Below are 24,367 nucleotides of genomic sequence, written 5' to 3'. Positions count from 1 at the left end.
CTAGCATGTATTACTATCCAAAAAAACATCACCGATTTTTTTAATCGGCGATGTTGGTATATCTTAATTTTTTGAGAGCTTCGTCTTCATTATGGATCGCCAGTTGACATGCATAATCCTCGCATATTTGCATTTCAAATGGTCCTTCATCTTTTATATGCCAAACATCAAACGGTCGATAGAAGGAAAAAAGAGCATTCTTTATACCTCTAGTTGGATTGTTGATGTGGATTTCACTTGATGGCCCTTGGTAGGCAAGTAAAGCTTGAAGCAGCCAAAATGTACCTCCAGGATAACGATTAATGTCAGAGGCAAATGTTTGAAGAATCCCTTCTCCCAAATTACGATATTTATCATCTTCCAAAAGCTTTCCTAGTCGAAACATTTGAACGGCAAGCGTACTATTCCCTACCGGATAGGCATTATCGATTGCCGTTTTTTCTCTTACAATCAAAGGGCTTGCAGCATGACTTGTAAGGAAAAATGCTCCTTGTTCAGCATCATGAAAGTTCTCAATTGTTTGATCTGCCATATGATGTGCTCGTTTAAGATATTCATTTTTACCAGTAGCAAGATATAATTCATTAAGGGCCCATAGATAGTTTGCATAATCATCTAAAAATCCAGGTTGAGAAACTTTTTGTTCTCTATAGCTAACATATAGTTCGTTTTCTTTTACTACGTTTTTTTGTAAAAAAGCATCCGCTTCTTGCGCCAATTCAATAAAGGTTTTTTCTTCAAACACTCCACCAGCCTTTGCTAATGCGGCAATCAACAACGTATTCCATGCAGTCAATATTTTATCATCTACATGAGGATAGACTCGCTTTTCTCTAGCCTTTAATAATTTTAATCGGCATTCTTCTTGCTTTTCTGTTGATAATTTTCTATTCTGTGTATGAATTAAATTTGGTATATTAACCTCTTCGAAATTACCTCCTAGTGTCACATCATAATCCTCTGCGAATGCCTTTCCTATTTCTGGACCAAGGATGTCTATAACTTCATCATAATCCCATGTATAATATTTACCTTCAACTCCTTCGCTATCCGCATCAATTGCGCTATAAAAACCGCCATCTGGATGTTGCATTTCACGTTTTATAAATTTAATTGTTTCATAGACAATCTGTTTGTATTTTTCGTCTTTCGTTATTTGATATGCTTCTGTGTAGCACTGTATTAGAAGCGCCTGATCATATAACATTTTTTCAAAGTGTGGTACAAGCCACATCCGGTCCGTTGAATATCTTGCAAAACCAAAGCCGATATGATCATATATCCCGCCTCGATAAATTGCATTCAATGTTTTAGTGGCCATCTCCAAAGCTTCTTTTTCTCCTGTCATATTATAATACCTTAGTAAATATAATAGTTGGCTTGGATTTGGAAACTTAGGTTCTGTTCCAAAACCGCCGTAGACTTTGTCGTACCCCTGCTTTAATTGGCCATATGCTTTACCAGCAGCATCCTCATGTATTGCAGACTTCTCAGGTTTAGACAGATCTGAAAGAGCATCCATAATTTGCGCTCCTACTTCATCAACTCTATCTCGTTCTTTATGATATGCCTTTGCGAGATAAGGCAGAATTTCCATCATCCCTGGCCTTTTATACATACTGTATTTTGAAAAATAAGTCCCTGCAAAATAAGGTTTCTGATCTGGCGTTAAAAAGACATTAAGTGGCCATCCGCCGGAGCCGGTCATCATTTGACAAACATTCATATAGATTGAATCAATATCCGGTCGCTCTTCTCTATCGACTTTTATACAGATAAACCATTTATTCAATAAAAATGCAACCTCTTCGTCTTCAAATGATTCATGAGCCATGACATGGCACCAATGACAAGTCGAGTAGCCAATGCTAACAAGGACAGGCTTATCTTCCTCTTTAGCTACGGCAAAAGCCTCTTCCCCCCATGGATACCAGTTAACAGGATTGTATGCATGCTGTAGTAAGTAAGGAGAAGTCTCATTTATCAGTCTATTAGCTTTTTTCTCATTTGGCATTTTTGTTCATCACTTCTTTCATATAAAAAATAGAGAGGCATTGCCTCCCTTAAATAAAGTTTACCCAATAATCCTATCATTATTCGCTTCATATTTGTCCTTCAATTCAATACTATATACTGATTTCTTTAATGAGATATATGAAAATTAATTTCCAGTTCAATGTTATAATCTATAATTATTTGGAGGTATTATTATATGGACTCAACATATAATTAACACTTCTCCTGGTACGTTTGAATTTTTCAAGATGGAAACAGGAGCTCCTTTATGTAATACGCATCAATTTATAGAGTTTAATGACGCCTATACCCTTTTCACCCTGTTGATTTAAAGTGAGAGTACAGGCTGAATTCTACATCCTAGTATTAAGTGAACTGTATTTAAATAGTTAAAGATTAGTAAGATTATCTTTATCATTATTAAAAAGCCTTATCAAACTATTCAGCCCTTAACGTAGATTTTCCTTTTTCAGTAATTATTTTGTTTTCTCAATGAACTAAAACCTATCAAACCAATAGTTAGTATAATTCCTCCACCAGCCCAAAATACACTAGTTGTAGAAAGAATCGCTAAGACACTACTCATAATACCCAACGATACTGTGTCACTTGTATAATTAATAGATGATGATATACTAAACACTTTACCCAGCATATTATTTGGTACTTGTTTTTGGATTAATACAATTCTTCCAAGTCCTTCACTTGCCTGACCTACTCCAATAAGAATCGTTGCTAGATAGATCATAAAAATCGTTGGTGATAAACCAATTACTAACAAACCACTCCCCCATAGGATAATCCCTATATTAAAAATTATTAATGGATTAAGTTTTTTCAATGTACCAAGCATAATAGAAGTAGCAAATGCTGCTGCACCAAGTATACCTGTAATAATTCCGTAGGTTGAAATATCTTTCTCTAAATTTTTATCTAAATAAATAGGTAATCCCACACGCCACAGCCCTGTATTTATCAGTATGCTTATAAATTGAACAAGTATAATAATGAGAATACTTCTGTTTGACTTTAAATAAGCTAAAGTCGATTTAATTTCACTTACTGTTCCTTCTTCACTTTGACTAGTATTAAACTGAGGAACTTGATAGTTAATTAACAAATGAAATACAGTCGAAATACTCATTAAAATGAATGCTAGAGTGAAAATGTGTATTTGATCAGTAAATTTAACAACTATTCCTACTGAAGCTGGGATTAGAATACTAGCTCCACGTTGAATTGAATCTAAAAGAGCGTTGCTTCTCTGTAATTTAATATCTGTAACTAGTTCAGGTAACAAAGCACGAAAACTTGGTTCTGAAAAGCAATTAAGAATGCTAATTAGGACGGCTGTACATATTAAAATAAAATAATTTATAAATCCTAAAAAAAATAATATTGGAATAGCAAGAATTAATATCGCACTAAGAGAATCAGATATAACTGTTATTTTCTTCTTATTCCATTTATCCGCCTTTACTCCACCATAAATACCAAAAACAATAAATGGTAAAGTTTGCGCCATAATCATCAAAGACAAATAGAATGGTGAACTATTAGTCAGCTTTATTGTTAACCAGATTAGTTCCAGACTAAACAATGTTAAAGAGCTTCTTTTAAAGAGTCTTCCAAATAACAAAAAAGTAAAGTTTTTTTCACTTAGAATATCCTTATAGGGAATTTTCAATCGCTAGTATCCTTTCATTGAATAGGCTTTATTTGATAAATAACAACAGATTTTCGAGTCGTATTTATCATTTCCCCATCTTTTAATTTGTAATTTGCATACTACTTTGATCATCTATCGAATTAGAATTAGCAAAGATATTTGGTTTTTCCCTTCATAAACTGGACTAAGGTCTACAATATATTAGAAACTACTTCTCATGATCAGTTTATACCTGATAAGGTTGGTATTGGTAAAAGCTATATTGTCTATATGGATGCGTTCAAAACAGTACCGCTTACTTTGATTATTTAATATAAAAATTATTGTCATCATTGACCCCAATATTAATTTTAGAATCTAACATTATATCTAAAGGAAACACAGTAGCTACTTTATTAGAGAAAAACCATCTTCTTTTCGGATTTACTAATAATAAATAGACTGGCAAATCTCCTTTTGTCATAAAAGATAATGTATTATCATTCGTTACTTCTTCTCCATCCCTTTCAACAATGGAAAGTTCCCTTAATTGTTTTGCAGCCTGCACTTTATCTTTAACAACTAAGCTTATTTCAGACATTTTTATAATATTTGCTGCAGTAAAGGGAACATGGGTCGATGGATTATCTAATCTTGCAATAAATTCTACTATGTTCCCCGATGGATCTTCAAAATATAAAGAATTTGCTTTTATACTTGCGAAATATACTTCATCTTGATCTTCTTCTTTTAAAAGCGTTACTTTTTGTTTAACCCACTCCTTAGCAGCTTGAAATTGATTTTTAGGGATATCAAATGCAAAATGGTAAAAAGGTTCTTCTGCCTCATGAACATTGGTAAACTCAACTATTGTAAGACCAAATTTTATTTTAAAGCTACCATTTGTAACGATTTCTATAGGTAATTCTAGAATATCCCTATAAAATTTTTTCATTTCTTCTAGTCGCTTCGTCTTAAGTATTACTTGATTGATATTCAAATATTCTTCCTCCTTTCGATAAATAAAATATAACATTCTATATTTTCAAATAATACTAGACCTAAGACTGAACAAAGTCAGAAGAATATTCTTCATAATTCCTTATTTCATTATTTTGAGATTTTCTATGATACTCTATTATTTGTAAGCAAAAAAGCATTCCCATCGAGGGAATGCTTTTTGCTTACGAGATACACTGTTTATTAGTCTATATCCGAAACTTTAACCAATTGCTTACCTAAATTTGCTCCTTTAAATAGATCAAGAAACGCATCAATAACATGGTCAAACCCTTCTACGATCGTCTCTTCGTATTTGAGTTTCCCTTCATTTAACCATGCTGCAAGTGCGCTATACCCTTCTCCAATTCGGTCGGAGTAATCACCTAGTGTAAAACCTTTCATAAGGGCACTTGTTTTGATAAGTGCTGTTTGAACTCGAGGCCCCATATCCACTTCTACATCATTATAGGTTGATATAGCTCCACAAACAGGAATTCGTGCAAATTTATTAAGAAGCGGGAATACAGCATCTGAAATTGTGCCACCCACATTATCAAAGTAGATGTCAATTCCTTCGGGACATGCTTTAGCTAAAGCTGTTGGAACATCTTCTTTTTTATAATTAATGGCTTCATCAAATCCTAGTTCATTCAATAAATATTGACATTTTTCATCTGTTCCAGCAATTCCTATTACTCGTGTTCCCTTTATTTTAGCAATTTGTCCAACAGTCGACCCCACTGCGCCTGCAGCTCCAGATACAACAACAGTTTCACCTGATTTTGGCTTCGCAATATCAAGTAGACCAAAGTATGCTGTTAATCCAGTCATGCCTATAATACTTAGATTAGCTGTGACTGGTGCTAAATTTTTATCAATTTTTTTTATTTCTTTCTCATTAACAATAGAATATTCCTGCCATCCAAGATTACCTAGTACTACGTCACCTTTCGAAAAACTTTCCGACTTAGAATCAACTACTTGGCCAATAACACCCGAAGTGATTACCTTATTTAACTCAAACGGAGCTATATATGATTTGGTATCCTGCATTCTACCGCGTAAATATGGATCAACCGAAATATAAGCTGTACGGATTAATACCTCCCCAGCTGAAGTTGTCCCGATTGGCGTATCAATAAAATCAAAGTCATCCATTTTCGGCATCCCAACAGGACGTTGTTTTAAAGTAATTTGTTTTTGCATTTGTTGATTCATATTCATCCTCCATTCAATTATTACATATTTCATTCATATTGTTTTTTAATGCAATATTTTTATCATACGTTAAAATAAAAGTATACTCTTGTCCATTAAGAAGTCAATAAACGTGCTTTGGACATTGATAATCTCTAAGCTAAATTACAAATTATCCTTCCAAGAGTTTGTTATACAATAATACTCCTTACTGAAAAATCATAAAAAAAAGACACTCATTCGAGTATCTTCCTTTCATTCTTGTCATTCAACAACTGTATAGTTACTATTTTCCATGCTAATAACATACTCAGGTTTTGGGGGCTTGCCGCCATGTTCTTTAATTTGCTTCTTATGACCGGCAATATGCTCTGGACTTTTCTCCCAAGCTTTCCATGCCTCTTCTGAATCCCAACGAATAATCATCACAACTTCTTCTTCGCCACGCCGTGTATTTTTCAATAACAATTCTCTACTGATAAATCCTTCGCGTTGCTCAATTAATGAAGGTCCTTCACCTGGTTTTTTTGAAAAACGATCAATAATATTATTAGCATGTCCTTCAGTTAGAATCCATCTGCGTATTTGTACAAACATTTTTCCGCCCCATTTCTTCTATATGATTTTTGTATCTTATTCATCTAAAAATTTTCATCTATCAATATAGTTAGTGTATACAAATGTATACAGAAAGTCAATTGAATCTATCACTTGGATAATCATTTAGTTGAAATAGAGAACAAATATAAAAACCGATTGAAAAGATCAATCGGTCTTATAGTCTTTATGATTTTCTAAAATTTCTTGTAACTCATCTGCCTTCACAGGTCGGCTAAATAGGTAACCTTGGAATTCATGGCAGTCATTGTCGCTTAATAAAGAGAGTTGTTCTTCTGTCTCCACACCTTCAGCTATCACATTTAATTTGAGGCTATGGGCCATATTTATGATTGTCTTAACAATAGCCTCGTCTTTTATTTCTTCATTGATATATCGAATAAAAGACTTATCAATCTTTAACGTATCAAGCGGGAATGAGCGTAAATAACTCAAAGAAGAATAGCCTGTCCCAAAGTCATCTAAAGACAGTTTAACACCCATTGCTTTTAGCTGTTCCATCACAGGGAGCGCAGATTTTGGATTTTGAACAATCGATTCAGTAAGCTCTAATTCAAGATTTTTTGCTGGCAATCCTGTCTCTGATAGTATTGTCTGGACAGTTTCAACGAAATCAGGTTGTTGAAATTGCCTTGAGGAAATATTCACGCTCATTCTTAAATTATCAAAGCCTTGGTCTATCCATTTTTTTGCTTGCCGTGAGGCAACTCGTAGAATCCAATAACCCATCGGAATAATTAACCCTGTTTCTTCAGCGAGTGGGATAAAATCGTTTGGCGGTACCAGGCCAATTTCTGGATGATTCCATCTGATTAGCGCCTCCACTCCTGTCATCTTGCCTGTATTCACACCAATTTGTGGTTGATAATATAACTCAAATTCATGATTTTCTATAGCTTTTCGCAGACCTATTTCTAAATTCATTTTCTTCGCCATCATATTATTCATCTCAGCTGTGAAGAATTGATAATTGTTTTTTCCAAGCTCTTTTGCTCGATACATAGCTGTATCTGCATTTTTAATAAGAATCTCATGCTCCATTCCATCTGAGGGATACATACTTATACCAATCGATCCAGTAATAAACAAATCATGCTCGCCAAGTAAAAACGGACGGTTGAGTTTTTCCAAAATCTCTTTTGCCAAACTTACGACTTGTTGATGTGTAGTATGCGACACAACGATAATATATTCATCGCCCCCTTGACGTGCAAGCATATCTTTTTTTTGTATACATGTTTCCATTCGTTTAGCTACTTCAATCAGAAATGCATCACCTACATCATGGCCTAATGTATCATTGATATATTTAAAGCGATCTAAATCGATAAACAATACTGCTAGCATTTGACCGCTTATTGCAGCTTGTTCAATGCACATCGTTAAATGCGTATTTAATAGCCTACGATTCGGTAAATTTGTTAACGGATCGCGATAAACTAATTCCGTTATTTTTTCTTCTGTTCTTTTTCTTTCTGAGATATCGCGCAGAATGCCGCTGAAATATGTTTCATCGCCTTTTTTTAATGCAGAAAGAGACAATTCTAATGGAAATTCTTCATTATTTTTTCGTAATCCTTTTAATTCTACCATTCGACCTATTACATGCGGCTCTTTTGTTCTAAGATAACGATCTATTCCTTTACGATGTGCTTCACGATATTCCAAGGGAATAATAATTTCAAGCTGCTTTCCAAGGACTTCCTCTTCTTTATAACCAAAAATGATTTCTGCTGCTTTATTAAAGGAAATAATGATGCCCCTTGAATTACATAAAACAATAGCATCACTGGCAGTAAGAATTATCGACTGATATATGCTATCTTTGAACTCCAATTCAGTAGACGTTTGTTGAAAACGACGATCTAAATAAAAACCTCCGATAATACAAGCAAAGATGAACAGCATACCGCCGGCTACTGTATAGGCTAAAACACCACTATCAATAGCCGTTCTCTTGAAATGGAGCATCTCATGGTTTGGTTTCATTTTCATAGCTGCCATTCCTGTGAAATGCATGCCTGCGATTGCACCCGCCATGACTACAGAGCTCATCCATTTTTGCAATTGCATCCCAACTGTTTTAGATTGGAAATAAAAAAATAAATATAAGGATACGACTGAAGCTGCAAATGCTATCAACCATGATAATAGATATAGAATAGGGTCATATGAAATATCCACCCCCATATTCATCGCCTTCATACCTATGTAGTGCATCGATACAATACCGGTTGTGATAAATAATGAACCTATTAGTATATAAATCTTTCTTTTAAGTCCTCGGCTAACAATTAGAAAAGCAACTGCACTTGCAAGGATTGCTAATATAAAAGATAAAGATACCCAAAATACACTATAGGATACTGGCATAGGCAATTTAAGCGCAAGCATTGCAATAAAGTGCATTGACCAGATGCCTGCACCAAAAGTAGCAGCTCCAACCCACCACCATAACTGCTTAAGCCCTCCTTTTAACGACATAAGCCTAATAATAATATTTAAGGCAGTATATGAAGAAATTATAGCTATACTTACAGATAACACTAAAAGGGCACTATTGTAATGTCCCATCATATTCATATATTAAATCCCTTCTGATAAAAAATTGTTTACTAGTCGTAATAATCTTTTTTTCATATGCTAAAATTGCACTTTTTTATTATACAGAGTTTTTCCGCTTTTGAAATCAAAATCAAAATATTTTGTACGTAAAAACAAGCAGCAATCATTTGCTGCTTGTCTTGTTTTCCTATTTTAATCGAAGCTATCGCGCCAAGCTTTTTCAGCCGCTTTTTCTCTTTTTTCTTCTTCTTTCCGGTAAATCTCTGTTCGTCTGCGCTCATTTTTTTCTTGAAGATGTTCTAACTCTTCTTTCCCTGCAAATTCCATACTAATTTCTGCTTCTTGAATATTCTTCTTTGTATTTTCAATCATACTGTTAATTCGCGCGCTGCTATTTGATCTTCTGTGATTTGAATTATCCTGTTTTGCCATAGTTATCCTCCATTCAAATGTGTTCACTAGTAGTTTGTTTTTGAATGGATAAGTTATACCTCTTTCGTTCTATTCTCTCTTAAGTCTTACATAAAATAAAAAGAGAATTTAGCAAAAAGGAGTGCATGAATGTATACGGTTCATTTTTTAGACGGAAAAAATATAGTATTAAGCCAACTTTTAAGGCAACTGCCAAAAGTTGGGGATGATTTGCGCATTAAAGGACGAAAAGGTAAAGTGTTAGAAATTATATACAATAACGAAAAATCGGTGAATGTTAATGTTCATTTTGAGGTAAAAAAGAAAGCTCCTGCTGTCGCTGTACAATTCGGAAAAAAGAAAAAGTAATAGTTGGATGCTATAGTTATGAAAGAAATCCCCCATTTATCTCAATGGGGGATTTTCTTTATTCTTTCAATTGAAATTGCATTACATGATTTTCAAGTTGGCATGCCATCTCATTGGTGGTACTTGAACGAGTGGATACTTCATCAATCCCAGCAGTCGTTTCTTCTGCAGCCGCAGAGATGCTGTTCATCGTGTTTTCAATACCGCGAATGGAAGTAGCAAGTTCCTGGATCATCTCAGCTACATGCTGTGCCTGATCCGTTTCCTTTGCCATTAAATTAGATATTACCGTTGTTTCCTTTACAGTTTCAGCAACTGAGACTGCTATTTCGCTTAATGCTGTGACAGTTTGACTAACCGTTTCTGCACCTTGTTCTATCTGCTTGGTATTGTCTTCTACTGATTCCAGTACATACTGAATTTTTTTCATAATATCTTGTACGAGCTTTTCGACTTGTGATGCTTCGCCATCTGATTGTTCGGCAAGCTTACGCACTTCTTCCGCTACTACCGCAAAACCTTTTCCATGCTCACCTGCTCGAGCAGCTTCAATCGATGCATTCAGCGCCAGCAAATTTGTCTGTGAAGCAATGCCTGAAATGCTTGTCGTAATGGTTTGGATTTGTGAAGCAGATTCGACTAAATCAGATATTGTTTGGCTTACTTCTTGGGAACCGCCTCTGATTCTCTCCATATCACGGCTGATTTCAATGGCACGTTGCTCACCTTGCTTGGCCACTGCCATTGTTTGATTTGATTTTTCTACAGTTTGATCAGCTTTTTGCTTCATTTCTATCGATTCTTCTGCAAGCGATATTAATACCGTCGAAGCGTTTTCTGTATGGTGCATCCCATCAGTTACAGCTATCGAGACGTCCTCTATATTATGGGCAACAATCTGTACGGCATTATTCATTTCAGTTAACGAACTTGCAGTCTCTTGCGCATTTTCACTCAATTGATGTGATGTAGTATGCATCGTGGCAATCATCTGTTCCAAATTATCGCTCACTTGATTTAACGTTTGAGCAAGATCGCCAATTTCATCATTACTTTTAATTTGGTTATTGGAAACAGAAAGATTACCTGAAGCAATTTCTTTTGCCTGTGAAATTAATTGAGAAATCGGCTTCGTCTTACGGCGAATTAAGAAGAATGTTACGATTGCCGCTAAAAGCATAGGAATTATACTTACTAGAATTCCCTTACTCACCACACCCCATGTTCTCGTACTAACAATATTTGCATCAAAATCTATTACACTAACAGCAATAATTTCTTTCGTCGGATCATTATCCTTATAGATAGGGGCATAACCAGATAAACGTTTCAGCCCTCCGTATGTATACGGTTCTGTATAAGTGGAATGTTTCATACTAAGTAGGGTACTCATCGCACTTTTGTCAATATGAAAGGAATCTCCCGTATGAAAACCCTTGTCCGTTAAATTTTGATCTAATGCTAGAATGTTTCCTTCTAAATCAAGGATATACTGTGATTCAAAAATATCCTTATGTGCTGTTGTCCAATTAAGCTGTTCACTGATCCGGTCCTTTGCTTCTTGATTCCCGGATAATGCTTGATTCACGTCTTCTGGTTTTATTAAACCAGTTGTAATATTAGCACAGCCATAAGCCTCTATGCCTGCCGCTTCATATAGTTTATCGTAAGCAGTTTTATATGTAGCGATTGAAGAAATCACCATCATCACAATCAATATGCCAGCAATGATAGAACCTAGTTGAAAGGTTAATTTTCTTGTAAACTTCATAGTTGAATTTTCCTCATTTCTATTAAACAGCCAATAATCATAATCAATTGGATAATTTCCAAATTTTATTATAACGAAAGTAGTGCTTAAAATATAGCTTTTATGTGAGAAAAGTTTGTGACAACTCATACAATCGTCTCGTTTTCATAAAAAAAGAGAGACTGGATTTCCCAATCTCTCATATTTTTATATTTTATTTATTAAAATGCTGTTAATGTTGATAAGAATACATGCCACTCCAGCTTTTTAAGAAATCAATTGTGCGTTTCTTACCAATGTCAATTAGTAATTCTTTCGTTTCTCCATCTAAAGAAAATTGTGTAGCGCTAAATTTCTCAACTGGTAAAAAAATAATGTTTTTTTCATGTACACGAGAAATATATCGCTCATCATGCGCATCCTTCATCGTCGCAAAAAGCGCCTCAAATAGCTGTAATCCATTTCGAATTTTATGTGGCTCCATATCCTTTCGTGAATTACTTAGCTTAATGCCAATAACAGGCCGCTCCTTATTGACCTCCTCATCGAACAGCCAGATTGGAAAATTGCTGAGCACTCCGCCATCTACAACAATAGATTCGCCTTGCCCAACATATAGTTTGACAGGCTCAAAGAAAAACGGAACACCACAACTCATCCTTAAAGCTCTAGAGACTAAAAAAGATCCAGGTTCTATATTATAGGTGTTCAAATCATCTGGAAACACAATCATTTTTCCATTCGTTAAGTCGGATGCTATCAAGCGTAGCGAACCTTCTGGAAGATCACTAAACGTATAAATGTTTTTTTCTGATAACTTTTCATAAAACCATCTTTCAAGCTCTACCCCTTTGTAAATCCCCATTCGAAAATAGAGATTAATCCATTTCATGAAAGGTAGATTAAACATCATTTTTCTTTGATCCAGAAAAGTACTTACATCTAATTCATCAAGCATGGTTTCAATTTCATTTGCTGTATATCCGGCTGCCAAAAAACAGGCCACAATAGCGCCTGCACTTGTACCTGCTACACGATGGAAATATATATCATTCTCTTCAAGCATTTGAAGAGCACCCACAAAAGCAAAGCCTTTAATTCCTCCACCCGAGAAAACGCCATCAACTAGCAAAGTGCAGTCCCTCCTCATTACACTGTAATAGAAGGTAAGTGATTTTAGAACAAATAAAAAAAGATTTTCTTTAACAGAAAATCTTTCTAGCTTAAAAGATCTATTACAACAATTTCGGGTCGATTAAACAGACGAAACATTGACCCGCTATTTCCTAATCCACGAGAGATTACTTGAATCATATTTCCTGTTTTATGGACACCTTCCACTCTCGAAGGGAATAATCGATAGCTATGATCAATCAAACCACCGATAAACGGAATGCGGATAATGCCGCCATGTGCATGGCCATTGAATGTTACATCAACTCCACGCTCTGCATAAAGTTTATGGTGTTCTGGACGATGTGCAAGCAAAAGAATAGGTAAAGAATAGTCAATCCCAGCAAGCGCATTATCTAACATTACTTCTGGATCTTTCCCGCCTGCTGGGTCTTCTATTCCGGCGATTTGAAGATACTTGCCGTTATGTTGGAACAATTCATAATGATTAGCTAAGATATGAACGCCCATTTCTTTGAGGTGGTCGCGAAGGTCAAACCAACCTTCAATTAACTCTTCGTGATTGCCTGTTATGAGATAAACAGGTGCAATGTCTAATAAGGACTTTACTGTGTTAAGACCTCTCACTTCATTGAAAAAGAATCGGTCCACCAAATCACCAGTGATAAAAATTATATCTGGATTTTGACCATTCACATGATCGATTAGATGTCTTTGATTCTTTCCAAATCGAGCATGATGCAAATCTGATATTTGAACAATCCGCAATCCTTCCAATTCACTTGGAAGCTTGTTAACTCGAATCCTATACGTTGATAATTGGAGCCATTGCTGATTTAGATAAAGGAATCCCTCAATCAAACCAAATGCTGCCAAGAGTTTTAAAAAGCGTTTCATCTCTACTCAACCTTTCATGCATTATAGCACTATTGTTCCTCCTAAATAGCTGGACGAAACATGGCCATTATAGAATATGAAATTTTAACACTTTCTATCACGGAATCGTACAGGTGAATTATTAATTTTAAGAAGCGCTTCACCAGCTTACTTCTTATTACCAAATAACCCTGCTGCCTTTAATGCTAATTGCACTGATTTACGATTTAACGTAGCCTTTTGTACTTTAACTTCTTGTTGCAGTGTATTGATTTCTTTTTGAAGCTGCGGGATTTGTTTTTGAATTTGTTTTTGAAGCTGAGCAATTTTTTTTTCGCTTTTACTTTTTTCAACAGCTTTTTCTTGTTCAAAAATTCCTGCCCATCGTCCAATCAATTCTTCATGTGAACATGCAACAAATGATTTGACTGCAGGGTAGTAATCTACCTTTTCAATTCTTTGATCGAATACTGTATTTTTTACATTTGGATCTTCTTTAAATACGTGGTCAAGCCCATTCTCATTCAAAAAGTTTATATAGCGATCAAAGTTTTCTGGCGCCCTTCTACTAACTTTTTGGAAATCTGCTTTTTCCACCACATCCAAAATATTAGTATTATCATCTATATCATTGGCCCATAAGTAAGTGAAATCATGATATTCCGCCAGTTCTCTCATACGGCCGTCCTTAGGAATGATAATGCTAGGCGTTCCAGCTAAGATTGCTGCTACATTACCATGAAGACGAGCTCCAAAGCTTAGGTCAGCTTGTCCGACAAACTCAAGCCAGGATGGAACATTCGTAAAATAACGGACACGATCTTCTTGATATAGTTGATGTGCTACTTTATAAGGGAAGTTTGATCCTTTACCAGGCAGGTCAGGTCCGCCTAAATAAATCATTCGAAGTTCCCGTAGCCATTGTGGAATATAATAGTGGTCAGGGAAAGCGTGGGCACTGCGGTCAATAAAGTCTAAAACATGTTTAGGAGATTTTGGCGAGTTATTAATCGTTACCATTGAATCCTGCGTGATTGTAGTATTGCGGATCGGCAAATCTCGACCAAAACCAAACATTGATGGGCAACCAATTACTGTATGGTCTTTCCCTTCTGTAAACCCTAATTTGGTTAAATATCTTGCAGTAATATCGCCTCGGACACCAATAATCGAAGATTTATTAAGAACTGCTTTTACAAAATCCTTAACGTCTTGATCAAATTCAAACGACTGATTAAGATTTGGTTCAAAATCAATGCTAAGCCCTACCCCAATTACATAGACAGGTATCGTCAAGCGATTAATCAATTCGGCATATTTCTTAAGTTTCGGTGCGAAGCTTGGTCTGAAAGCATCCGCAAGCGGTATAATATAGCCATCATAATTTGCATTGATATAATCTGCTCTATTTGGATTGATTTTATAGTAATCAGGCGTCAGTTTGACGTCCTCTGTGGTTAATGTTCTGAAAATACTATAGGCATACACTAGATTCCCAACGTTGCTGCCAATCGAATTATGGACAATTTCATAAGCCGGAGTAAAGTTTTCATAAGGAGACATACCAGCTCTTATTAAATAATGTTTCATTCTTTTCTTGATCTTCCTTTCAAAAATATGCATTATTCGACATGTTTACTACGTTATCATATATTCAAAGTGTTGTCTAACTAGCTCAATTGCTAGAGGCTTTATTAAAACTAAGTACCCAATAAAAAAAGACAGCATTAAATCAAACTTACTGGTTTAATACTGTCTCTTTTTTTGAGATGCTTTCATCCAATCCAGCTATCCCATTTTGTTTTAAAATATTCTGTAATTTATGTTTAGTATCCTCATCCGTAACAATACAGCTAACTGAAAAAAGCTGCTTTTTTATAACTAATTCATATCCGTTATTAATCTCCTTACTGTACCCATAATAAGGATGGTTAAAGTCGATAGGTTGGAAGTTAAATGATTTCATTTTTCTCCAAGGAATATATTTGTTTCCTATTACTAAACCTTCGTCAACTATTGCAAATAGATTAAGAAGGTTTTTTATATTTATTATTGGGATAACAGCTAAAATAAATGTGTTGATTGAAATTAAATAACTATAGATTAACGCACCATATGCAATCATTAAAGCTATTACGTATAAGAACGCACTTTCTTTTATTGCTTTAAGGGATTGACGAGCATTTTTTCTCTGTGGAAATATTTTTATATTCTCTTGGTCTTGAATGGTTAATGGAAAAATTACAGGACCCTTCAATTTATATACAAGTCGTATAAAATTTGCAGTAAAGTAAAGGAGGACAGCTAATAAGATAAGATAAAGCAATAACATGAATAACATCATAATAATCACCCCCGAATATGTATTATTTTAATTTTACCTTATTTTCCTTTATGTAGAAACTAAAAATCCTCTTATCATTGACTGATAAGAGGATCTGTTTTATTGAAGGTATCTCCCATAGTCTGGTACGGCGATTTCATCAAACTCTTTCACAAGCTTTTCCAAACTCTCCGTTAATAATTCGCCTGCCATAGGAAGACCATGCCCTGTCACAGCAACTGATGGTTTTAATGCTGCTAATTTTAAAACCGATTCCTTTGCGGCTTTCCAATCCGTTGTTAAGTATCTTGGCGGACCACTGATCTCTTGTTCTTGCGTCAGTACTTTATTCAAATATTCTTGCTTCACTGTAATGAAAGCATCGGCTGCGATTAATGCTCTATCACTATCTCTAAAGAAGGATACTTGTCCAGGTGAATGCCCAGGTGTATGAATCCATCTGAACTCTGGCATATGCGGTACATTCCCATCAGAAGGCAAAGCATGTACATGATCTCCTAGGTTTATTGGTTCATTTGGGAACATAGGTGACATTTTGGCCACCATACCACCTTCCACAGTCGAGTCTGGCTCTGGATAGCTTTGTTTTCCAGTTAAATAAGGTAATTCTAGCGAATGAGCATATACCGGAACATTCCAATGCTTGACTAAATCGACTACTCCACCAACATGATCAAAATGACCATGCGTTAAAATAATTGCTTTTGGCTTTTTATTTGAACCAAAGCGTTCCTCTGTAAGCTTTATGATTTCATTTGCTGCACCTGGTGTTCCAGTATCAATTAATACAAAGTCATCTGAGCCTGCTTTTCCCAAAAGACATATGTTTACAATTTGAATTGTATAACAGTACAAATCTGAAAGCACTTCTAAACCCAAGCCATTGCCCATTGAACTCATTGGTATATGCTTATAGTCACTGCCATAGCTTAATTCTTTATCCACTATAACTCCTCCTATACTTGTTCAATATTTGTTTTACTTTTTAGGTTGGCTTTTAGACCTGATAGTATGTACGTATTGATTTAAATTTTAGGGATTATTGACCAAAGCAAAGAAACTGGCTGTAAGGCAGCCAGTTTCTTTATCTACTATTTTTTTATGTGCGATCCCAGAAGCGTTCCATCGCAATTGCATTTACAAATTCTTTATGGAAGTTTGGATTATTTGCAGCAAATACTACACCTGATAAGTTATTATTTTGAGTTGTTGGAATATAAGCTTTACCTGTTGATGCTACTCCTATTGGTTTGTAATGTTTGTAAGCTTCCTGAACGAATATGGCCATTTCGCCATCAAACATAGGTTGGTCTGTTGAAGTACCACCAACAACATATAGAGAATCAACTAAATATGGACTTGAAGTGAGGAACGTTTTATTGACCATAATTGACGTACCGTCATCTCCCTTAACTTCTCCAAGCTTATCACTAATAACATCCACAAATACGCCGTTTTCCTCTAGTGAACTCAACGCCTCTGATACTTCTTTTCCATTGAATCCATTGCCAATTAATACACCTACTTTACGCGTATAAGCTGAACTATTCATATTCGTATATTGACTAAGAGATGGATAGCTTGTGTCTACTGGAACATGTGTACCACTTGGACGATCTACGCCTAGATTGTCTGCTACAATATAGGCCATTTCTTGGTCAACATTTACAAGTTGATCTACACATTGTTGACGTACAGATTTACTTAATACGCTACCAATTTGGAAGCTCAAGGCTTTAATTGTATGTTGTTTTTCAATCTCAGTTAAACTATTCCAGAATATTCTTGTTTGCGTATAGTAATCAGTAAACGAATCACTTCGTGCTCTCGTAATTGTTCCATCTACCTTTTGTGGGTAATGCTCATAGCCGCCTTCTTCTGGTGGTGTTGTGTAAGGCGAATTATCATTTAATGAATTATTATGATATTTAGTTTGATCTACATCAATTGGATACCGCATAAAGCCTTGTTGCGAGTTATTATGGAACGGACAAACCGGTCTATTTATTGGCAGATCTTGGAAATTAGCACTACCAAGACGGTGGTATTGTGCACTTTGATATGCGATTAGTCGGCCTTGCAATACAGGGTCGTTGGAGAAATCGATGCCTGGAACTACGTTTGCTGGATTGAAAGCAACTTGTTCGATTTCTGCAAATTCATTATCAACATTTCTATTTAAAGTCATTTTTCCTATGAGCTTAACTGGTACAAGCTCCTCTGGCCAGAATTTTGAAGGGTCGAGAATATCAAAGTCGAATTTGTGTTCATCCTCTTGTGAAATCAGCTGTACTCCTAATTCGTATTCTGGGTATGCACCTTTATCAATCGCTTCTCTTAAGTCTCGGCGATGGTAATCTGGATCTATCCCGCCAATTTTTTGTGCCTCATCTTGCAATATTGAGTGTACGCCTAGAACAGGTTTCCAAACAAATCTAACAAATGTAGCGACTCCCTCATCATTGACAAATAAGTACGTATTGATCGACCATGATTCCATCATACGATAGCTTCTTAGAATACCGCGGTCCGACATTACCCATAAAGCCATATGAAGGGCTTCTGGATTGTTTGCAACATAATCCCAAAATGTATCATGTGCACCTGCCCCTTGAGGCATACCCGTACGAGGTTCAGGTTGATATGCATGAATTACATCTGGGAATTTCATAGGATCCGTATTAATTAAGACAGGCATAGCAATTGTTGTTAAATCATAGTTACCTTCCTCAGTATAGAATTTAACACCTAAGCATCGTAAATCTCGTGCCGTATCTTTTGATCCTCTGCTCCCTTGAACAGTTGAAAAGCGAACAAATAATGGTGTCTTTTTGCCGGCCTCTTGCAAGAAACCCGCTTTTGTCAATTCCTTCATTGATTCATAACACTCAAATTCACCATGCGCTCCATATCCTCTCGCATGGACCTTTCTTTCAGGAATCGGCTCATGTACAAATTGAGTCATTTTTTCAAAATAATAGTAGTCATGGTGCAAAGAAGGTCCACGAACACCCGCAGTTAATAATTCTGAATCATTCGCCATCTTTCTACCTTGATTTGTTGTTAATGGCTTGCCGCCATTTTTTACGCGGTATTTTTCCAATTGTTCATGCTTACTGTTTTCGTTTACATTCATTTTAGTTGATTTATCTTGTTCCACAAAATCACCCATCCTGTTCCTGAAATATTTTCTTCTACATTCTTGAATTTACCCTAAATTTTGGACGATAAACTTTTTCAAAAAAAAGAAATCACCTGCCCAACAACATTGTTTATATTACTAGCTCAATATTTTTTACCCAGCTATGTTCTTTTAAAACGCATACATAAATATTTAACTATCAAAATTTTAGTTGTTTAGTTATTTAACTCTAGAAACAAACTCGACATGCACCCATCTATAGGCAAAACATATAGTAATATCAACTGATAAATAGGGGGTAACTATATATGTCTAACCAAAACTTCATAGAGCAATCTATGTATTTACAGGGGTATCCTTTTGCACCAACAGAATTGCCATATATTGAAAGTATCCTTACTACTATCCGTCATTCTCAGATCTCTCTTCAAGCATTTCCTGATCTTCACGCAGTATCACCAATAACTATTTTCGATAAGGAGGTGATCTGTTGCCAGAACTTTTCAAAATGACAGCCACTGAACTGGCTCCACTTATTCAAGGAAAAACCATATCCCCTGTAGAGTTGGTTTCTCTATTTCTCCATAGGATAGAGAAATATGACACAGAACTAAAAACATATATCACGCCATTACCTGAGCTCGCCTTAATTCAAGCAAAAGAAGCTGAAAATGAAATTATGCGGGGAATCTATAAAGGTCCCCTACATGGTATTCCAATTGGGATAAAAGATAATTATTGTACAAAGGGTATTCGAACTACCGCTGGCTCTAAACTTCTTGAAAACTTTATTCCTAATCAATCCGCAACAGTAGTAACAAAATTGCTCAAATCAGGTAGCATTATGTTGGGTAAACAAAATATGCACGAATTGGGAGCCGGAGTTACAGGTACTGATTTAACGTTTGGCTCAACAAACAACCCATGGAATAATGATTACATGCCAGGTGGCTCCAGCAGTGGAGCTGCTGCTTCTTTAGTTGCTGGCCTTACAACGATTGCAACAGGTTCTGACACATTTGGCTCTATACGTGTCCCAGCCTCCATGTGCGGCGTTTATGGTCTAAAGCCGACCTATGGTTTAATAAGCAAGTACGGTATTATTCCTACTGCTATGTCATTAGATACAGCAGGTCCTATGGCACGTTCTGTATCCGATTTAGCCCTTATGCTCCAATACATGGCAGGCTATGACCCGCTCGATACAGCAAGCATTCGGGTGGAGATACCGAACTATACAGAAAACTTAACAAAGGGAATAAAGGGGATAAAGATCGGCATTCCTTCATACTACCTCAGAGGATTAGATCCTGAGGTCGAAAAACTATTCCTTCTTGCGGTGAACAACTTAAATGCTTTAGGTGCAAATATAGTACACATTGAGATACCAGAATTGGAATTGACAACTTTTGCAAGTTTCACAACAGTAGTAAGTGAAGCGGCTGCTTATCATACTGACTGGCTTAAGACTCATCCAAAAGATTACTCCACCGATGTGCATGCCACGCTCTTATCTGGAGCCTTAACCAATTCGACACAATATTTAGAGGCTCAAAAAGCAAGAAGAAAAATGACTTACGCTCTTCAGCAAATATTTGAAGATGTCGACCTTCTAATAGGCCCAGCCATACCTATAGAAACACCTGCTTGGAGTATGGATTGGGTATCTCAGAATTTAGATGTGGAAAATCGTTGTATGCCGTTTACTGCTCCTGTCAACCTAACGGGTACTCCGAGCTTAACTGTGCCGATAGGTTTTGATCCCAGAGGACTTCCTGTAGGCATGCAAATCATCGGGAATCATCTCTCTGAGGAATTACTATTACAAACAGGGCATGCTTTTGAAACTATAATATAAAAAAGGACATGAAATGGGCTTCATGTCCTTTTTATTTGTTATATAGGGCGTCATCTGAATTGACTGTATATTGGCTGCCATCATTTGTTCTTCGCAGATAGTCATAATCCACCAAGTATCTTCTCAAAATAGCAAAGTCATCATACATTTGCTGTAGGTTTTCATTTACTTCTTTTTCTGTGTATATTTTATTTTTTTTAAAGCGTTGAATGATGATTTCTAGAATCTGCAATTTGTTTTTTTCTTTTTTAGGTATTGTCAGCAGCTGTCCTTTTTTAAAGTAACGCTCTTGGATAGTTTTATTCATAAGCATCTCCCCTACTCACTTACATCTTTACTGGATTTTCTGTTGCCGTATAATCCCCGCAACTAATGGTATAAGTGTGCATGCAAGAACGGCAGGGAGAAACCATATACCAAACCCCTTCCACCATCCCATCGCAATGGAAACGGACTCAAATGCAATCAGAGAGAAAAGAATTAGGCAGATATTTTTTATTTGGTTGAGCATTTGCCTACTGATTAAGTAAAAGCTTGTTGCATTTTCTTCGTTTAATCTTGCGGGGTAGTTATGGATTTCCGGGTGCTTTTCAATTGGCAACATAATAAGGAAGATGATCAAGCTAATCCCCGGCAATAAAAAAAGTTCCCATTTTGAGCCCATGCGGTCCACCTTGCCTGCTGCATTGTAATGAGCAGGAACCTGTTCTGGCAAGCGTCCCCATATAAGCACTAGAAAGATAATTGACCCAGCAAAGAACAAATAGCCAAACATATCAAATATTTTTTCATTTTTAGTTTTAGGCAGGTGAATTTTTGGTCTTTTTCCCATGAAATTTCTTCTCACCCCTTTATTATGATTTAGTTGGAATTTATGTATGTATAATCCAATAATAACATAATTCAATAAAAATTTTGCTTTTATTTCAATATCCCCATACGAAAGAGCCCAATACAGCATAGTGTATTGAGCTCCAACTTATTTCAAATAAAAGATACCGCCATTAATAATTTCACATTTAATCTTCGCTGCATACCGTTCCTCTAGTGCTTTTTTTTCGATTTCGTAGCACTCAGGTTTATCTTCTACATCATTATAGAAGTAATCGAGAACCCTTTGATCTCGAACCCATTTTTGTTTTGCTTTCTCTGCCCAATTATGGTCATCGCATTGGATGATATTATAAAGTAACTCATCAAGTCGTTCTATTCCTCTGAGCGGTTTTATAATATATTGTAATGGAAATGCAGCATCCGGTATTTCCGGGACAAATGACAGTTCTTGAATCTGTTCATGGAATTGTTCGATTACTTCCCCAGTCATTAAATTCAAGCCAAAAGAAAAAAGCATTTCTTTTGTTTGATCACAGTAATAGGAAACTTTATAGTTTACACCGAGAAAAGGCGTTAAAAATATTTGGCCCTGATTATCATCAACATCTTCATATAAATGGACATATGCACCGAGTTGCTGTGCTACACGAAAGATTTGATTAAGCCGATAAGAACCAAATCGTACGATCTCCCCTTTTACATCTTCCAAAACTTCTTCTGGATGTGTAATACATGTGAGTTGGGCAGGGCAAGGAACCCCATTCGTACTCTCAACATATTTCCAATAATAAGGCCGATTCATAATTCGTTTGTCCATGTCGATTGTCAATTGAGCCGTAATATAATGAGGATGCCTTTCGATAATAGAACAGTCTGTTTCTTCAAAAAAATGGCTCAGATATTCGTTTACTTGTGAAGAATACATGCTTTTCCTCCTTTCTAACATTTTCCTAAACCTAAATTGGATGTTTATAAGTTAAGATATCATCTAACTCTCCGACAACTTTTTCAAAAACGTCAATTTTCAAATGCAGTAGATCCAATATTTTTTGTTCAATCGTATCTGCTATTGCCAAATTATAGATTTGGACATCGTGTTCTTGTCCTAAGCGATGTACACGGCCGATTCGTTGTTCTAGCTTCATTGGATTCCATGGTAAGTCATAGTTAATAATATGGTGGCAGAATTGAAGGTTAATACCTTCGCCTCCCGCTTCCGTAGCAATTAATACTTGCGCCTTTTCCTTAAACAAATATTTCATATAATCGCGTTTACTTTTATTATATTTACCGTTAAATAGTACACTGGTTATGCCGTTATTATGCAAGAACCATTGAAGAAAAATCTGGGTTGCACGATATTCTGTAAAGATAATCACCTTATCCTCGGCACTACGTACAATCTCTAACACTTTTTCAGCCTTAGCATTCGTTTGGAGTGCCATTAATTGTTGTATTACTTCTTCGACGAATGCAATTTCATCTTTCGTATTACAGTTTTTCATCATATTTTCTAGTGTAAGACATGTAGCTTCTTTACTGCTGCACATTTCTTTTTGCAATGTAATCTTAGAAAAGGAACCTGAAAAGACAGGTGAGATGTCTTTCAACTGAAGTATTAAATCATAAACTGCTCTTTCCTTTTCAGTAAATTCAACAGGGATATTATGCACTTTTCTTGTTGTCCACTCAATGCCAGTATCCTGACGCCTGTTTCGGACCATTACTTGATTAACAAGTTCCTTTAAAAACTCGTCATTTTCTAAATCATGCTTGCTTGCTTTAAATGATGATTGAAACACATCGAAGTTGCCTAGATGACCGGGTTTTAGAAGTGAGATGAGATTGAAAAGTTCAAATACGTCATTTTGAATCGGGGTAGCTGTTAATAATAGACAAAACTTTTTCTTTAAGCTTTGAACAAATTCGTAGATTTTAGTCTTATGGTTTTTAAGTTTATGCGCTTCATCAATAATAATCATGTCATATGCCTCTGCATAGATAGCCTCTTTATGAGGACTTTTTTTGGCAGTATCCATACTCATGACGAGAATATCTGTATGCTCAATGGAAGTGTTCTTTCTATAGGGGATGGCCGGTATATAAAATTTACTCGTTAACTCATCAGACCATTGATTGACAAGAGATGCTGGTGCAAGAATTAGAGCTTTTTTAACAAGGCCTCTCATGAGGTATTCTTTTAATATTAGACCTGCTTCAATTGTTTTACCGAGTCCTACTTCATCCGCGAGTATAGCTTTACCGTTCATCCTTTCGATCACCGTCTGGGCGGCTTCTAGCTGATGTTCAAGCGGTGTTACGTTGGGCAAATATTTCAATGACTTTAAGCCAGTAAATTCAGTGATAAGATTCGTTTTAACAACATCGTAGCACATTTTGTACAGTTTCCAGCTATCCCACTGTTGTGTGTTGAGCCTTTCAGCGAATTCTTCCTCCCAATTAGGCGATTTTTCCACATTCATGCGATCACCTCTTATATTCTTTTGTCTTAACATGTGCCAATATCGCATAAACTATGTTATTTCCTTAATAAATTAAGCAGGCATTAAACCAATTCATTTGTCGTCCTACTCATATACTAA

Annotated in this window: 21 protein-coding genes; 3 read left to right on the top strand and 18 right to left on the bottom strand. The window is 35.9% G+C overall.

Annotated elements, in window-relative coordinates:
* Positions 1 to 40: 40 nt before the first annotated feature.
* The 7 genes from F0527_RS06935 to F0527_RS06905 all read right to left on the bottom strand — a co-directional run bounded on the left by F0527_RS06935 (position 41) and on the right by F0527_RS06905 (position 9,478).
* Positions 41 to 2,014 carry a thioredoxin domain-containing protein gene (locus F0527_RS06935; protein WP_150284261.1) on the bottom strand — a complete coding sequence of 658 codons (1,974 nt, stop codon included), beginning with the start codon at positions 2,012 to 2,014 and terminating at the stop codon, positions 41 to 43.
* Between the two features lie 471 nt (positions 2,015 to 2,485).
* On the bottom strand, positions 2,486 to 3,703 hold the full coding sequence (locus tag F0527_RS06930; protein WP_150284260.1) for an MFS transporter: 1,218 nt from the start codon (positions 3,701 to 3,703) through the stop codon (positions 2,486 to 2,488).
* A 286-nt stretch (positions 3,704 to 3,989) separates the two neighbouring features.
* A complete protein-coding gene (locus F0527_RS06925; protein ID WP_150284259.1) occupies positions 3,990 to 4,664 on the bottom strand; it encodes a VOC family protein in 675 nt (224 codons plus the stop codon).
* A 203-nt stretch (positions 4,665 to 4,867) separates the two neighbouring features.
* Positions 4,868 to 5,884: an NADP-dependent oxidoreductase gene (locus F0527_RS06920; protein ID WP_190323404.1), complete on the bottom strand. Its 1,017-nt coding sequence runs from the start codon at positions 5,882 to 5,884 to the stop codon at positions 4,868 to 4,870.
* A 243-nt stretch (positions 5,885 to 6,127) separates the two neighbouring features.
* Positions 6,128 to 6,460 (bottom strand): antibiotic biosynthesis monooxygenase family protein, encoded by a 333-nt coding sequence (locus F0527_RS06915; protein ID WP_150284257.1) that lies wholly within the window; start codon positions 6,458 to 6,460, stop codon positions 6,128 to 6,130.
* A 168-nt stretch (positions 6,461 to 6,628) separates the two neighbouring features.
* Entirely contained in the window at positions 6,629 to 9,064 is a 2,436-nt protein-coding gene (locus F0527_RS06910) for a bifunctional diguanylate cyclase/phosphodiesterase (RefSeq protein ID WP_150284256.1), read from the bottom strand.
* A gap of 174 nt (positions 9,065 to 9,238) precedes the next feature.
* Positions 9,239 to 9,478, bottom strand: coding sequence for a hypothetical protein (locus tag F0527_RS06905; RefSeq protein ID WP_147193571.1), 240 nt, complete (start codon positions 9,476 to 9,478; stop codon positions 9,239 to 9,241).
* A 129-nt stretch (positions 9,479 to 9,607) separates the two neighbouring features.
* On the opposite strand from F0527_RS06905, the gene F0527_RS06900 reads away from it, so the two are divergent.
* Positions 9,608 to 9,826: a hypothetical protein gene (locus F0527_RS06900; RefSeq protein WP_150284255.1), complete on the top strand. Its 219-nt coding sequence runs from the start codon at positions 9,608 to 9,610 to the stop codon at positions 9,824 to 9,826.
* Between the two features lie 58 nt (positions 9,827 to 9,884).
* Here F0527_RS06900 and F0527_RS06895 read toward each other — a convergent pair whose 3' ends face one another.
* From F0527_RS06895 to F0527_RS06865, 7 genes are all read right to left on the bottom strand, one after another.
* Positions 9,885 to 11,597: a methyl-accepting chemotaxis protein gene (locus F0527_RS06895; protein ID WP_150284254.1), complete on the bottom strand. Its 1,713-nt coding sequence runs from the start codon at positions 11,595 to 11,597 to the stop codon at positions 9,885 to 9,887.
* Between the two features lie 211 nt (positions 11,598 to 11,808).
* Positions 11,809 to 12,708, bottom strand: a complete 900-nt coding sequence (locus F0527_RS06890) for a patatin-like phospholipase family protein (RefSeq protein WP_150284253.1) — start codon at positions 12,706 to 12,708, stop codon at positions 11,809 to 11,811.
* Positions 12,709 to 12,794: 86 nt separating this feature from the next.
* The gene (locus F0527_RS06885; RefSeq protein ID WP_150284252.1) at positions 12,795 to 13,607 is read right to left on the bottom strand and encodes a metallophosphoesterase; all 813 of its coding nucleotides are present in this window, start codon (positions 13,605 to 13,607) and stop codon (positions 12,795 to 12,797) included.
* 147 nt (positions 13,608 to 13,754) lie between these two features.
* Positions 13,755 to 15,176 carry a polysaccharide pyruvyl transferase family protein gene (locus tag F0527_RS06880; protein WP_150284251.1) on the bottom strand — a complete coding sequence of 474 codons (1,422 nt, stop codon included), beginning with the start codon at positions 15,174 to 15,176 and terminating at the stop codon, positions 13,755 to 13,757.
* 148 nt (positions 15,177 to 15,324) lie between these two features.
* Positions 15,325 to 15,930 (bottom strand): hypothetical protein, encoded by a 606-nt coding sequence (locus tag F0527_RS06875; protein ID WP_150284250.1) that lies wholly within the window; start codon positions 15,928 to 15,930, stop codon positions 15,325 to 15,327.
* Between the two features lie 99 nt (positions 15,931 to 16,029).
* Positions 16,030 to 16,875, bottom strand: coding sequence for an MBL fold metallo-hydrolase (locus F0527_RS06870; RefSeq protein ID WP_150284249.1), 846 nt, complete (start codon positions 16,873 to 16,875; stop codon positions 16,030 to 16,032).
* Between the two features lie 154 nt (positions 16,876 to 17,029).
* Entirely contained in the window at positions 17,030 to 19,102 is a 2,073-nt protein-coding gene (locus tag F0527_RS06865; RefSeq protein ID WP_150284248.1) for a catalase, read from the bottom strand.
* A gap of 278 nt (positions 19,103 to 19,380) precedes the next feature.
* Between F0527_RS06865 and F0527_RS06860 the strand changes: the two genes are divergently transcribed.
* Both F0527_RS06860 and F0527_RS06855 read left to right on the top strand, forming a co-directional pair.
* The gene (locus tag F0527_RS06860; protein WP_150284247.1) at positions 19,381 to 19,584 is read left to right on the top strand and encodes a hypothetical protein; all 204 of its coding nucleotides are present in this window, start codon (positions 19,381 to 19,383) and stop codon (positions 19,582 to 19,584) included.
* A complete protein-coding gene (locus F0527_RS06855; protein WP_150284246.1) occupies positions 19,563 to 20,930 on the top strand; it encodes an amidase in 1,368 nt (455 codons plus the stop codon). Before F0527_RS06860 ends, F0527_RS06855 begins: the two co-directional genes overlap by 22 nt.
* 31 nt (positions 20,931 to 20,961) lie before the next feature.
* Here the strand turns inward: F0527_RS06855 and F0527_RS06850 are convergent, their stop codons facing one another.
* The 4 genes from F0527_RS06850 to F0527_RS06835 all read right to left on the bottom strand — a co-directional run bounded on the left by F0527_RS06850 (position 20,962) and on the right by F0527_RS06835 (position 24,247).
* Entirely contained in the window at positions 20,962 to 21,237 is a 276-nt protein-coding gene (locus F0527_RS06850) for a DUF2087 domain-containing protein (protein WP_150284245.1), read from the bottom strand.
* 27 nt (positions 21,238 to 21,264) lie between these two features.
* On the bottom strand, positions 21,265 to 21,762 hold the full coding sequence (locus tag F0527_RS06845) for a DUF1648 domain-containing protein (protein ID WP_150284244.1): 498 nt from the start codon (positions 21,760 to 21,762) through the stop codon (positions 21,265 to 21,267).
* A 147-nt stretch (positions 21,763 to 21,909) separates the two neighbouring features.
* Entirely contained in the window at positions 21,910 to 22,689 is a 780-nt protein-coding gene (locus tag F0527_RS06840; protein ID WP_150284243.1) for a YqhG family protein, read from the bottom strand.
* 31 nt (positions 22,690 to 22,720) lie between these two features.
* The gene (locus F0527_RS06835; RefSeq protein ID WP_150284242.1) at positions 22,721 to 24,247 is read right to left on the bottom strand and encodes a DEAD/DEAH box helicase; all 1,527 of its coding nucleotides are present in this window, start codon (positions 24,245 to 24,247) and stop codon (positions 22,721 to 22,723) included.
* Between the last annotated feature and the right edge of the window lie 120 nt (positions 24,248 to 24,367).

The sequence above is a fragment of the Rummeliibacillus sp. TYF-LIM-RU47 genome (genome assembly GCF_008638315.1).
Taxonomy (GTDB): domain Bacteria; phylum Bacillota; class Bacilli; order Bacillales_A; family Planococcaceae; genus Rummeliibacillus; species Rummeliibacillus stabekisii.
This window is presented reverse-complemented; position numbering and strand designations above follow the sequence as displayed.

Excerpts from the sequence above, each read along its gene's own strand:
- F0527_RS06935 (WP_150284261.1), bottom strand. The coding sequence starts at position 2,014 with ATGCCAAATGAGAAAAAAGCTAATAGACTGATAAATGAGACTTCTCCT.
- F0527_RS06920 (WP_190323404.1), bottom strand. The coding sequence starts at position 5,884 with ATGAATCAACAAATGCAAAAACAAATTACTTTAAAACAACGTCCTGTT.
- F0527_RS06915 (WP_150284257.1), bottom strand. The coding sequence starts at position 6,460 with ATGTTTGTACAAATACGCAGATGGATTCTAACTGAAGGACATGCTAAT.
- F0527_RS06910 (WP_150284256.1), bottom strand. The coding sequence starts at position 9,064 with ATGAATATGATGGGACATTACAATAGTGCCCTTTTAGTGTTATCTGTA.
- F0527_RS06905 (WP_147193571.1), bottom strand. The coding sequence starts at position 9,478 with ATGGCAAAACAGGATAATTCAAATCACAGAAGATCAAATAGCAGCGCG.
- F0527_RS06900 (WP_150284255.1), top strand. The coding sequence starts at position 9,608 with ATGTATACGGTTCATTTTTTAGACGGAAAAAATATAGTATTAAGCCAA.
- F0527_RS06895 (WP_150284254.1), bottom strand. The coding sequence starts at position 11,597 with ATGAAGTTTACAAGAAAATTAACCTTTCAACTAGGTTCTATCATTGCT.
- F0527_RS06885 (WP_150284252.1), bottom strand. The coding sequence starts at position 13,607 with ATGAAACGCTTTTTAAAACTCTTGGCAGCATTTGGTTTGATTGAGGGA.
- F0527_RS06880 (WP_150284251.1), bottom strand. The coding sequence starts at position 15,176 with ATGAAACATTATTTAATAAGAGCTGGTATGTCTCCTTATGAAAACTTT.
- F0527_RS06875 (WP_150284250.1), bottom strand. The coding sequence starts at position 15,930 with ATGATGTTATTCATGTTATTGCTTTATCTTATCTTATTAGCTGTCCTC.
- F0527_RS06865 (WP_150284248.1), bottom strand. The coding sequence starts at position 19,102 with ATGGGTGATTTTGTGGAACAAGATAAATCAACTAAAATGAATGTAAAC.
- F0527_RS06860 (WP_150284247.1), top strand. The coding sequence starts at position 19,381 with ATGTCTAACCAAAACTTCATAGAGCAATCTATGTATTTACAGGGGTAT.
- F0527_RS06850 (WP_150284245.1), bottom strand. The coding sequence starts at position 21,237 with ATGAATAAAACTATCCAAGAGCGTTACTTTAAAAAAGGACAGCTGCTG.
- F0527_RS06845 (WP_150284244.1), bottom strand. The coding sequence starts at position 21,762 with ATGGGAAAAAGACCAAAAATTCACCTGCCTAAAACTAAAAATGAAAAA.
- F0527_RS06840 (WP_150284243.1), bottom strand. The coding sequence starts at position 22,689 with ATGTATTCTTCACAAGTAAACGAATATCTGAGCCATTTTTTTGAAGAA.
- F0527_RS06835 (WP_150284242.1), bottom strand. The coding sequence starts at position 24,247 with ATGAATGTGGAAAAATCGCCTAATTGGGAGGAAGAATTCGCTGAAAGG.